This window comes from Acinetobacter sp. ANC 3832 (assembly GCF_002135415.1).
Lineage (GTDB): Bacteria > Pseudomonadota > Gammaproteobacteria > Pseudomonadales > Moraxellaceae > Acinetobacter.
On record NZ_NEGJ01000015.1, the window covers coordinates 1 to 11,734 of the forward strand.

The 11,734-nt window shown below is 38.0% G+C and carries 10 protein-coding genes and 4 tRNA genes; 6 read left to right on the forward strand and 8 right to left on the reverse strand.

The features are described from left to right. Nucleotides 1-339 precede the first annotated feature (339 nt). The 3 genes from B9T35_RS15685 to B9T35_RS15695 are packed head-to-tail and all read left to right on the forward strand — an operon-like array spanning nt 340 to nt 2,566. Complete coding sequence (locus B9T35_RS15685) at nt 340-843, forward strand: YfiR family protein (RefSeq protein ID WP_086192039.1); 504 nt, start codon at nt 340-342, stop codon at nt 841-843. Nucleotides 844-848: 5 nt separating this feature from the next. After that, entirely contained in the window at nt 849-2,066 is a 1,218-nt protein-coding gene (locus tag B9T35_RS15690; protein ID WP_086192103.1) for a sensor domain-containing diguanylate cyclase, read from the forward strand. 20 nt (nt 2,067-2,086) lie between these two features. Next, nucleotides 2,087-2,566, forward strand: coding sequence for an OmpA family protein (locus B9T35_RS15695; protein WP_086192104.1), 480 nt, complete (start codon nt 2,087-2,089; stop codon nt 2,564-2,566). Nucleotides 2,567-2,734: 168 nt separating this feature from the next. Here B9T35_RS15695 and B9T35_RS15700 read toward each other — a convergent pair. The 8 genes from B9T35_RS15700 to secA form a co-directional block, all read right to left on the reverse strand. Further along, nucleotides 2,735-2,811, reverse strand: a tRNA-Pro gene (locus tag B9T35_RS15700). Between the two features lie 3 nt (nt 2,812-2,814). Further along, nucleotides 2,815-2,890, reverse strand: a tRNA-His gene (locus tag B9T35_RS15705). Between the two features lie 40 nt (nt 2,891-2,930). Beyond that, a tRNA-Arg gene (locus B9T35_RS15710) sits at nt 2,931-3,007 on the reverse strand. Between the two features lie 48 nt (nt 3,008-3,055). Continuing rightward, a tRNA-Pro gene (locus tag B9T35_RS15715) sits at nt 3,056-3,132 on the reverse strand. A 152-nt stretch (nt 3,133-3,284) separates the two neighbouring features. Continuing rightward, on the reverse strand, nt 3,285-4,352 hold the full coding sequence (gene nadA, locus B9T35_RS15720) for a quinolinate synthase NadA (RefSeq protein WP_086192040.1): 1,068 nt from the start codon (nt 4,350-4,352) through the stop codon (nt 3,285-3,287). Nucleotides 4,353-4,479: 127 nt separating this feature from the next. Further along, a complete protein-coding gene (gene argJ, locus B9T35_RS15725) occupies nt 4,480-5,700 on the reverse strand; it encodes a bifunctional glutamate N-acetyltransferase/amino-acid acetyltransferase ArgJ (protein WP_086192041.1) in 1,221 nt (406 codons plus the stop codon). A gap of 166 nt (nt 5,701-5,866) precedes the next feature. After that, nucleotides 5,867-6,226, reverse strand: a complete 360-nt coding sequence (locus B9T35_RS15730; RefSeq protein WP_086192042.1) for a hypothetical protein — start codon at nt 6,224-6,226, stop codon at nt 5,867-5,869. Between the two features lie 161 nt (nt 6,227-6,387). Further along, the gene (gene secA, locus B9T35_RS15735) at nt 6,388-9,108 is read right to left on the reverse strand and encodes a preprotein translocase subunit SecA (protein ID WP_086192043.1); all 2,721 of its coding nucleotides are present in this window, start codon (nt 9,106-9,108) and stop codon (nt 6,388-6,390) included. Between the two features lie 337 nt (nt 9,109-9,445). On the opposite strand from secA, the gene B9T35_RS15740 reads away from it, so the two are divergent. From B9T35_RS15740 to B9T35_RS15750, 3 genes are all read left to right on the forward strand, one after another. Next, the gene (locus B9T35_RS15740) at nt 9,446-10,087 is read left to right on the forward strand and encodes a peroxiredoxin (protein ID WP_086192044.1); all 642 of its coding nucleotides are present in this window, start codon (nt 9,446-9,448) and stop codon (nt 10,085-10,087) included. Between the two features lie 193 nt (nt 10,088-10,280). Next, nucleotides 10,281-11,090, forward strand: a complete 810-nt coding sequence (locus B9T35_RS15745; protein ID WP_086192045.1) for an MBL fold metallo-hydrolase — start codon at nt 10,281-10,283, stop codon at nt 11,088-11,090. A 1-nt stretch (nt 11,091) separates the two neighbouring features. After that, nucleotides 11,092-11,724, forward strand: coding sequence for a dual specificity protein phosphatase family protein (locus tag B9T35_RS15750; protein WP_086192046.1), 633 nt, complete (start codon nt 11,092-11,094; stop codon nt 11,722-11,724). Nucleotides 11,725-11,734: the final 10 nt, after the last annotated feature.

The following is an 11,734-nucleotide window of genomic DNA, read 5'->3' on the forward strand; positions in this document are numbered from 1 at the left end:
CGATGAATAGTCAACAGGTTTTGTTATTTAATTCTCTCAACAAATCATTCCTTAACCAATCTTTAAAATTCCAATTCGAAATCTTAACATCTCAATCAAGCTACTGATTTATCAGAAGTTTTATTTAACATCACCGCCGATGGATGTGCATTCTACAGCATTCCTAATCCTACACAACCCCTTTTCTTAATTAATTTTAATTATTTGAATCGAGTGTGTGTTTTTTGTGCTTTTTATGTGAAAAATATTCAAATTAATTCATTTTTTGAGCTATTTATATTGTTTCTTTTTAATTAGAATGGTTTTTCAAATAATCTTTTATAAATCATTATTATTGAAATGGCATATTTAATTAAAAAAAGGCTTTTTTGTCTAGGGATCTTACTTTGTATAAGTAACTTCTCTTTAGCCACGTCATCTCATAATATTTATGCCACCACACTTTCTATTTTAAGTTATGCAAAATGGAATACCGCAACACCCTCTTTATGTGTTGTAGATAGCAGTAATTCGAGTGTTCAATTTGCTTCTCTGATTAAACAGAGCAATTATTCTTTTCAAGTCGACTCTATCAGCCAAGATGATTTAAAACGTAAACGTTGTGATGCCGTTTTCTTTTCAACAACTACACCTTCTATTGAACAGCAACTATTGAATTCATCTTTAAATAAAACCATCTTGTCATTTAGCACCAATAATCCTGAGTGTGAAATTGGCAGTACTTTTTGCTTACACTCATCAAAAAGTGGAAATACCCTATTTAAAGTGAATTTAGATAGTCTTGCGCGCAGTAAAGTTCATGTCGACCCTCGCGTCTTACTTTTAGCAAGAAATTCGGAGTAATGACAATGATCAATAAATTATATAAATCAGCGTCTCTCCAATCCCTTTTCCGTAAATCACAGTTTACGATTTTCGCAATTACGTTCTTAATCTGTACTTTTACATTTGCATCTATTTCAGTTTTTACAATTGAATCGTATGCAAAGCAAAACCTATTACTCATAAGCCGAACCGTTGCTGAGCGAATTCAACCCGCACTGGTCTTTAATGATCAAACTTCACTTTCACAAATTGTGAATGAATATACTCATCAGCACTCTATACGCTTAATTGAAGTTTATGACACCCAGGGAAACAAACTCACGCAAAGCACCAAAAGTATTGAACAATATTCTTTACTTCAAAATTTGTTCGATCATATCTTTCTAAAAGATGCAATTAAGCTCTCTGTACAACATCACGGTAAGGCCGTTGGTACAGTCGTTTTATATGGTAGCTCCAATGAGATTTTAATTTTTATTATTAAAATTTTTGTCGGATTAGCATTTGGTATGTTGTTCATGATCTTTGCACTGTGGTGGTCGGTTAATTCAACCTATCGACATATCATGCAATCCATTTCACCGATTGTACAAATTGCCCAACTAGTCAGTAACCAAAAAGCATATAACTTACGCTTCCCTCAAAATGATATTAAAGAATTTCATCATTTAAACTCTGTTTTTAATCAATTATTAGAAGAAATTCAATCATGGCACACAGATTTACAAAATGAGAACCATCAACTTTCTTATCAAGTACAACATGACCACTTAACCCAACTACCTAATCGCAGTTATTTTTACCAAGTCTTATGCCACTTATTTGAGGATTCTAAACAACGCCATCAGTCTGCTTTATTATTTATTGATAATAATAATTTTAAAGCCATCAATGATCAATATGGGCATTTAGTTGGAGATGAGGTTTTAAAGGAGATGGCACTGCGCTTACAAAACAATATTCGTCAAGGTGATTTTGTTGCACGTTTAGGTGGTGATGAATTTGCGATTATTTTACGCAATGTGCAAAAAGTAGAACATTTAATTTCGATTGCCGAAAATTTAATTAAATGTTGCGAACAACCACTCATTTATAAAGATCAATCAATTCAATTTAGCTTCAGCCTAGGAATTGCTTTATCGAAACAAGCAACCGACCCTGAAGATTTTATTTCGCAAGCAGATCAAGCGATGTATAAAGCAAAATCATTACAACATCACTGGTTTATCTATCACTCTTAATTACATAAGGTCTAAATATGCTGTTCCGTCAATCAATAAGACTCTCTCTTCTTGCCATCCTCAGCATCGCATTGTCAGGTTGTTTAAGTTTTGGTTCTTTAAGCCATAAACAAGTACGAGTACTGAAAAAAGAAGGTTTCGTACTTACAGATGAAGGCTGGAGTTTAGGTTTGCCAGAAAGATTATTATTTGATTCGAATGAAGCCAATATTAAACCTGCTCACATAACAGAGCTGACGCGCCTTGCAAATCAACTGAATAAATACAATTTAAATAAAGTGAAAATTGTTGGGCATACAGACAATACAGGGAGTCCTGAATATAATTTAAAACTCTCTGAACAGCGTGCTCAAAGTGTTGCCTATATTTTTCTAAGCAATGGGTTTACCACGAAGAATGTATTAACTCTGGGTAAAGGTTCAACTCAACCCATTGAAGCGAATGATACAGAAGAACATCGTGCTGCAAACAGACGAGTAGCCGTTATTATTAATCCTTAATTTTAGATTTTTAGTAGATAAAACTTAAAGCCTCTCCATGGGGCTTTTTTATTATGATGATAATCCTAAAACATAATTCGATCAGGGATTTTATTTTAAATAAGGCAATCTCAAATTTCAGGCATAAAAAAACCGCTCATAAGCGGATTATTTACTTCAAACTTTAAATGGTCGGAGCAGTAGGATTCGAACCTACGACCCCCTGGTCCCAAACCAGGTGCGCTACCAAGCTGCGCCATGCTCCGAATTGGGGTGAATGAAGGGGCTCGAACCCTCGACAACCGGAATCACAATCCGGGGCTCTACCAACTGAGCTACATCCACCGTCATAAAGTTTAGTTCTTAAATATCAAGCGATCATAAATGGTGCGCCTGACAGGATTCGAACCTGTGACCATCCGCTTAGAAGGCGGATGCTCTATCCTACTGAGCTACAGGCGCATAACTAATGATAACTAAATATCATAAGATACTTCTGCCTTGAAGAATTGGTCGGAGCAGTAGGATTCGAACCTACGACCCCCTGGTCCCAAACCAGGTGCGCTACCAAGCTGCGCCATGCTCCGATTCATCTTAGCTTTCGTATCACACATGTCGTGCGGTACGGTGTGCATTCTAGGCGTGACGCCCGAAGACGTCAACACCTATCTTGAAAAAAAATTAAAAAAATACGCCAAATGTATATTTATCAATCATTTCAGACATTTTTTATACAATTTTAACGTTTTAAACTCGCACTGAAGTTTAACATTCGACCTAAAGGTAGTTTTGCACGTTCTGCAAGCGCAGGATCAACGAATATTTCTTGATCACCTTTTTGCAAAACCTCTAAAATCCCGTCTAATTCATTCATTGCCATCCAAGGACAGTGCGCACATGAGCGACATGTCGCCCCTTCTCCTGCCGTTGGTGCTTCAATTAATTTCTTATGAGGTACAGCTTGTTGCATTTTATAGAAAATGCCGCGGTCTGTTGCCACAATCAATGTATCTTGAGGCAATGTCTGTGCAGCTTTAATTAGTTGCGAGGTACTTCCAACTGCATCAGCAACATCTATCACGGCTTCAGGTGACTCAGGATGGACCAATACCGCTGCATTTGGATACAGAGCTTTCATATTGGTAATACCACGGGCACGGAATTCTTCATGCACGATGCACGCACCATCCCATAACAACATATCAGCACCAGTTTTCTTTTGAATATAGCGACCTAAATGCTGATCAGGTGCCCAAATAATTTTTTCACCCAAACTATCTAAATGCTCAACAATTTCAACTGCACAGCTTGAAGTTACCACCCAATCTGCACGCGCTTTCACTGCTGCTGAGGTATTTGCATAAACCACAACGGTATGATCAGGATGTGCATCACAGAATGCTGTAAACTCATCTACTGGACATCCTAAATCAAGTGAGCAAGTCGCCTCTAAAGTCGGCATGAGCACCTTTTTTTCAGGTGATAAAATTTTGGAGGTTTCACCCATAAACTTCACGCCTGCAACCACCAAAGTCGTTGCAGCATGATCTCGCCCAAAACGTGCCATTTCTAAAGAGTCAGAAACACAACCACCCGTTGCTTCTGCAAGCTCTTGTACATCAGGATCACAATAATAATGTGCAACCAGCACAGCATTACGTTTTTCTAGTTCAGCTTTAATTTGAGCAAATTTCTGTTTTTTGGCTTCAGGACTTAAGCTTTTGTCCTTTGGCTCTCCTAAACGATCTAAATGTGCTGTGACAATCGATTTTGCTTCATTCGCAATTAAATTGGTCGCATCATTCATAAAAGTCTTCTCTATCCTTATCGCTAGCTATTGAGCTGGCTTTTGTACTTTGCAAATGCAATGCGCATTCACCTCTAAAGTTTCTATGATAAAAAAGCCTCTCAACGGAGGCTTTTTAGAAACTCAATTAAGATCGGTAATCTGCATTAATCTTGACATAGTCATATGACAGATCACAGGTATACACGGTATCTTTCGCTTGTCCGCGCCCTAAATCAACACGAATGGTTATTTCAGATTGTGACATGACACGAGCGCCTGCTTCTTCAGTATAGTCCGCAGCAGCGCCACCATCTTTACAGATTTGTACATCATCTAACCAAACCTGAATTTTTTCAACGTCTAAATTTTTTACACCTGCATAACCAATCGCTGCAAGAATACGTCCCCAGTTTGGATCAGAGGCAAAAAATGCCGTTTTTACCAAAGGTGAATGTGCAATGCTATACGCAATATCACAACATTCCTGAGTGTCATTCCCTCCTTCAACAGCCACTGTCATAAATTTGGTTGCACCCTCACCATCACGCACGATCAATTGAGCCAAACGCTTCATAATACGTGTCAGTGCTTCAAGTACCACTGGATATCGTGCATCGCTCATATCTGTAATTTCTTGACCACCCGCTAAACCCGTCGCTGCGAAGATACATGAATCATTGGTAGATGTATCACCATCGATGGTTATACGGTTAAAAGATTGCTCTACTGTTGTTTTTAATAATTGTTGCACCAACGCTCGGCTAATCGGCACATCTGTAGCAACAAAGCTCAACATGGTCGCCATATTGGGACGAATCATGCCTGCACCTTTAGAAATACCTGTAATGCTATAAGTCTGACCTTCTAGCTCAAACTGCTCAGATGCGCCTTTTGGTGTGGTATCCGTAGTCATAATACCTGTTGCAGCATCAACCCAAGCACTGTCTTGTAAAGTATCTAAAGCAGGTTGTAAACCTGTTAACAAGCGATCCATTGGTAATTGTTCACCAATGACACCTGTTGAAAAGGGTAAAATTTCAAATGCTTCAACTTGTGCAAGTTCAGCCAATTGAGCACAGGTTTGCTGAGCATTTTGCATCCCCAACTGACCTGTACCCGCATTTGCATTCCCTGTATTAATCACTAAATAACGTGGATTGCCTTGTGCAAGATGTGCTTTAGAAATATGTACAGGCGCAGCACAAAATGCATTTTGCGTAAATACACCTGCAACATTCGCACCTTCTGAAAATTCAAAAACAACCACATCACGTCGATTTGGATAACGTACATACGCCTCTGCCGAGCCAATTTTTACGCCTTGCACCACATGCATATGCGGCATTGCTACGTCACCAACAGCCATTTTCAAATATCCAGAGTTGAATTAAAAAAGACAGCTTATTAGAAATATTCAGAAAAATCGAGAGGATTAAAGGACTAATCAATTTTTACAATTATTTTTCTGTTTTAGATATAAAAAAGCCAGTGATTTGAAATCACTGGCTTGATAAAACAGTATTTAAATAAAATTATTGTGCTTGAGCAATCGTATTGCCATCGAGCAATGCTTGTTTTACTTTTTCTTGGCTAGATGCTGATAATGCAGGGTTTGAAGCAACAACACGGTTTACAGTTGCGGGTGTTACTGCTGCAATGGCCGCTGTTTTTAAAATAATAATACGCCCCCCTGTATTACCTAAAGTATAACGAATACCTGTGCGTGGGCTAATCACTGTTGTTGATTCATTTTTCACTTCAGTTTGTGCAGTCATAGTACCTGTTGCTGCTTGTACCTTAGCCACTGTTGTAGTTTGTGGTGCTGTATCTGCAAATGCGAATACAGGTAAAGCTAAACTAACGACACATAACGATTTTAATAATTTTTTCATTGTCTTTCCCAAAGAACGTTCCTATTGAGCAAGTAAATAGCATTTACTGGCATTTTCTGCAATGACTATTCACAAGTTGTAATAACTCATTATCAATGTCTATAAAATTGATGTCCACAAAAAAGCAGAACCCTGTTCTGCTTTTTTGCTACAACATGTATTTAGATTTTACCGTGACATTGCTTGTATTTTAGACCTGAACCACATGGACATGGTGCATTACGGCTTTCAGGCGGTGTAAATACGGCATTCGATAAATCATTTTCAGATTCAATTTGATGAGAAGTCACTTCACCTGTTAGACCATCAACATCATCATGAGCAAAAGACAAATGCATGGCATCAGCTTGAGCCTGTTGTTGCGCTTCCATTTCAGCCAATTCTTCAGCTGTTGGTACATGAACACGAGAAAGATCAGTCACAACATCAGACTTGATCACACCCAACATATTTACAAATAGGTTAAATGCTTCTTTCTTATATTCTTGCTCAGGATTCTTTTGTGCATAACCACGTAAATGAATCCCTTGACGTAAATAATCCATTGCCGCCAAATGATCTTTCCAATGACGATCTAAAGAACCCAACATGAAGTGACGTTCTAGGGTTGCCGCAGATTCAGCACCCATTTGTTCACGACGGTTACGATAACGCACCACAATGTCATCTGTAATACGTTGAACCAGCGCTTCTTCATCTAGACGACGATCTTGTTCAAGCCACTGAGATATTGGTAGCTCTACATTTAAATCTTCACGTAAAGCATTTTCTAGACCTTCAATATCCCACTGATCATGAATTGACTCAGGTGGAACAAAATCAGCAATCAAACCTTTAATCACTTCACGATGCATCTCTTCAATATAATCTTGAAGTGAACTTTCTTCTAAAACTTCATCACGCTGAGAGTAAATAATCTTACGTTGTTCATTATTGACATCATCGTATTTCAATAGATTCTTACGAATATCGAAGTTACGTGCTTCAACTTTACGTTGTGCATTTTCAATCGAACGAGATACCATTTTATGTTCAATGGCTTCATTTTCTTGTAAACCCATTGCACGCATCATAGCAATAACACGATCACCTGCGAAAATACGCATCAAATCATCTTCAAGTGATAAGAAGAAGCGTGAAACACCTGGATCACCTTGACGACCTGAACGACCACGTAACTGGTTATCAATACGACGTGATTCATGACGCTCAGAACCGATGATATGTAAACCACCTGAACTTAACACCATTGCATTGTGTTGTTCCCACTCTGCTCTTAGACGTGCTTCGTCTTCGGCAGTATGGTTTTCAATTTTTGCAAGTTTCGCTTTCCAGTTACCACCGAGCAAGATATCTGTACCACGACCCGCCATATTGGTTGCAATGGTCACTGCTTTTGGCGAACCTGCTTGCGCAATAATATCGGCTTCACGTTCATGCTGCTTCGCATTCAGAACTTCATGCGTAATACCTGCATCACGCAATTTATCCGATAAAATTTCAGAAGCTTCAATCGTTGCTGTACCAATCAAAATCGGTGCAACACCTTCTTCATGGATTTTTTGAATTTCTTGAATAATTGCATTGTATTTACCATCACGATTTAAATAAATTAAATCATTTTGGTCATTACGAATCATTGGACGATGGGTTGGAATTAAAACCACATCTAAGCCATAAATTTCTTTCATTTCCGCAGCTTCAGTATCAGCAGTACCTGTCATACCTGAAAGCTTTTTATAAAGACGGAAATAATTTTGGAACGTTGTTGTCGCTAAAGTTTGGTTTTCAGGTTGAATTTCTAAACCTTCTTTGGCTTCAACAGCTTGATGCAGACCTTCAGACCAACGACGACCAGGCATTGTACGACCTGTGTTCTCATCGACAATAATCACTTCACCTTCATGGATGATGTAATGCACATTGCGTTGATAGAGATAGTGCGCACGAATTGCAGCAGTCACATGGTGTACAAGGTTTAAGTTACCTGAAGAATATAAACTCTCACCTTCAGCAAGTAAGCCCATTTGAATCAGTTCATCTTCGACTGTTTCAAAACCGACTTCAGTCATTTCAACTGAACGTTGCTTTTCATCAATCCAAAAATGTCCGCCATCTGCGACTTTTTCTTCTTTCTGTGCATGCAATTTCGGTGGAATGCTATTAATCGCAGCATACAGTTGAGATGAATCTTCGCTTTGACCAGAGATAATCAATGGTGTACGTGCTTCATCAATTAAGATCGAATCGACCTCATCGATAATCGCATAATTCAGACCACGTTGCTTTTTCTCCGCCATGGAGAAAACCATGTTGTCACGAAGATAGTCAAAGCCGAATTCGTTATTCGTACCATAGGTAATATCTGAACGATACGCATCCGCTTTTTCCATAGGTGATTGCATGGAGTAAATTACCCCAACGCTTAAACCTAAGAATTCGTACAAAGGACGGTTTAATTCAGCATCACGTTGCGCCAAATAGTCATTTACGGTAATGACGTGTACACCTAAATCACTAATAGCATTCAGGTAAACAGCCAAAGTTCCCATTAAGGTTTTACCTTCACCTGTACGCATTTCAGCAACTTTACCTTCATGTAAGGTAATACCACCAATAAGCTGTACGTCGTAATGGCGCATCCCCATAATACGCTTACCCGCTTCACGGCAGACCGCAAAAGCTTCGGGTAACAACTGATCTAGGCTTTCGCCTTTGTTATATCGTTGTTTGAATTCTTCGGTTTTTGCAGATAAGTCTGCATCACTTAAGGCTGATATCGTCGGCTCGAGCGCATTGATCTTATCGACCATTTTACGCATTCGCTTAAGTTCGCGCTCGTTTTTAGTACCGAAGATCCCTCCGATCAGACTTGCCAACATATAAACTCTCTAAAACTTGCTTATCAAAATAAATTTTTCTCAGACGTTATTATGGTGCTAGAAATTTGAAGTACAAGGCTTTTGCACAAAACCAATAAAAAAATTCTGATCGTCGGTTCTAACACATAGGATCTAAGGCGCATTAATGTAGCAAATTTGACCTATTCATAGATATAAATATTATCGATTCAATGAAAATATTTTCAGTCACTTAGCTGTCATATATCTATATTTATCATAAAGAAATAAAAAAATACTCTTTTTAATTATAAAAAAATGAGCAATAGTCATTAGGACGAGCCAAACATCAGCCATTTTAATTTTGAGGGAAAAGCACATGACTTTACGTTTAGGTGATATCGCACCAGATTTTGAACAAGAATCCAGTGAAGGGAAAATACATTTTTATGATTTTCTGGGAGATAGTTGGGGTGTTCTATTTTCGCATCCAGCCGATTACACGCCTGTATGCACCACTGAACTTGGATTTACAGCAAAACTAAAAGATGAATTTTCAAAACGTCATGTAAAAGCGATTGCACTTTCTGTGGATGATGTTGAATCGCATCAGGGCTGGATTAAAGACATTAATGAAACTCAAAACACAACCGTAAATTTCCCAATCCTTGCGGACAAAGACCGTAAAGTATCGACTCTGTATGATTTTATTCATCCCAATGCCAGTGAAACAACCACAGTTCGTTCTTTGGTGATTATCGACCCAAATAAAAAAATCCGCTTAATTATTACTTATCCAGCATCTACAGGTCGTAATTTTCATGAAATTTTACGTGTGATTGACTCTTTACAACTCACTGACAACTATAAAGTCGCAACCCCTGCCAATTGGGAACAAGGACAAGATGTGGTGATTGTTCCATCCATTAAAGATGAAGCCGAGCTAAAACAGAGCTTTCCCAAAGGATATACAGCTGTCACACCTTATTTGCGCCTAACGCCTCAACCTGATAAAAATTAAAAAATATTCGAAATAGAATTCCAAATAACAATAAAAAGAGAAGTAAAACATTCTCCATCGCCTATCTGTTGATAGGCTTTTTTTATGATGGGCTTTTTCATCGTGGACATTTACATAATGCTATAAAAAGTGAGTTGGTGTTTTTTACTTTCTAGGTTATAAATCAATCAATTGCCTTTCAGACCAGTACAACATGATCTACAAAGTTCATCATTTACACTGTGGGACAATGTGCCCTGTTTGTGCACCTCTCTTTGGTCAAAAAGGTTTTAAAGCAGATCTTATCTGTCATTGCCTACTCATTGAAACAGATAAAGGCTTAGTTTTAGTGGATACAGGCTTGGGTATACAAGACTATCTGCATACAAAAAAACGGCTCGGTATGGCACTGGCACGCTTTGGTGCAATTGTTTCTGATATGAGTTTATCGGCAATTTCACAAATTCAACAACTAGGTTTTAAACCATCCGATGTTAAACATATTTTAGTGAGTCATTTAGACTTTGATCATGCAGGTGGTATTTCAGACTTCCCCAATGCCACAATTCATATTTTGTCGAGCGAGTTCAATGCAACTCAATCACTCTCTTTAAAAAACAAATTACGCTATCGTAAACAACAGTTTAAAGATCATCGTTATTGGAATTTTATTGAACCGATTCAAGGTGAGGCTTGGTTTAATTTTTCAAAAGTACAAGGCTTTAAACTTTTTGAAGATGAAATTTTAATGATTCCACTACTTGGGCATACAGCAGGTCATTGTGGTATAGCTATTAAGCAACAGGATCAGTGGTTATTATTCTGTGGCGATGCTTACTACTCACATTTAGAGTTGGATTCAAAGATTAAACTGACAGGTCTTGAAATAACTGAGCGTTTATTTGCTTATGATAATCTACAGCGGATTCAAACATTGAAATCCATCCAAACATTGGCACAGACTGAAACTCAAATTGAGATCATCTGCGCACATGATCCTATTGAGCTTCAACGATATCAATAATATGAAAACAACGCTTATTTACTCGTTTCTTTTAAGTTCTATCCTAATGACAGGATGTATGAAAACATCGACCTTGCCACCTGAACAACGTCCAGTAAATTGGGGGCAGAGCATTGAGCAGCAATACAACTTCTATAAAATTAGTGAAACGGTCTATCGTAGCGAACAACCAGATGCTGAACTAATTCCAGAGTTAAAAAAGAATAAAATTAATATTGTGGTCAATTTACGCAGTCGAAATTTAGATAAAACTGTTTTACAAAATCAATCTCTGCAATTGGTGCATATCCCGATCAACACTTGGGCAATTAATCGCAATGATTTACTTCAAGTCATGCAAACCATCCAAATGGCAAAACAGAACAATCAGCGTGTTTTAATTCATTGCTATCATGGTTCAGATCGAACGGGAGCGAGTATTGCGATGTATCGCATTATCTTTGAACACTGGAAGGTTGAAGATGCCTTAAATGAAATGAAACATGGTGGATATGGTTTTCATCCGATTTGGATCAATATTGAAAAATTATTTACGCCTGAAAATATAAAATGGATTCGAGAGCAACTCTCGAATCCATCCCAAAATCATCAAGCTTTAAGCAAGCAGGCTATTTCTAACTTAAATCATTTCTAACGTTAATCAT

Bases quoted from the DNA above. Each gene is read 5' to 3' on its own strand.
- B9T35_RS15685 (WP_086192039.1), top strand. From the start codon at position 340: ATGGCATATTTAATTAAAAAAAGGCTTTTTTGTCTAGGGATCTTACTT.
- B9T35_RS15690 (WP_086192103.1), top strand. From the start codon at position 849: ATGATCAATAAATTATATAAATCAGCGTCTCTCCAATCCCTTTTCCGT.
- nadA (WP_086192040.1), bottom strand. From the start codon at position 4,352: ATGAATGATGCGACCAATTTAATTGCGAATGAAGCAAAATCGATTGTC.
- argJ (WP_086192041.1), bottom strand. From the start codon at position 5,700: ATGGCTGTTGGTGACGTAGCAATGCCGCATATGCATGTGGTGCAAGGC.
- B9T35_RS15730 (WP_086192042.1), bottom strand. From the start codon at position 6,226: ATGAAAAAATTATTAAAATCGTTATGTGTCGTTAGTTTAGCTTTACCT.
- secA (WP_086192043.1), bottom strand. From the start codon at position 9,108: ATGTTGGCAAGTCTGATCGGAGGGATCTTCGGTACTAAAAACGAGCGC.
- B9T35_RS15740 (WP_086192044.1), top strand. From the start codon at position 9,446: ATGACTTTACGTTTAGGTGATATCGCACCAGATTTTGAACAAGAATCC.
- B9T35_RS15745 (WP_086192045.1), top strand. From the start codon at position 10,281: ATGATCTACAAAGTTCATCATTTACACTGTGGGACAATGTGCCCTGTT.
- B9T35_RS15750 (WP_086192046.1), top strand. From the start codon at position 11,092: ATGAAAACAACGCTTATTTACTCGTTTCTTTTAAGTTCTATCCTAATG.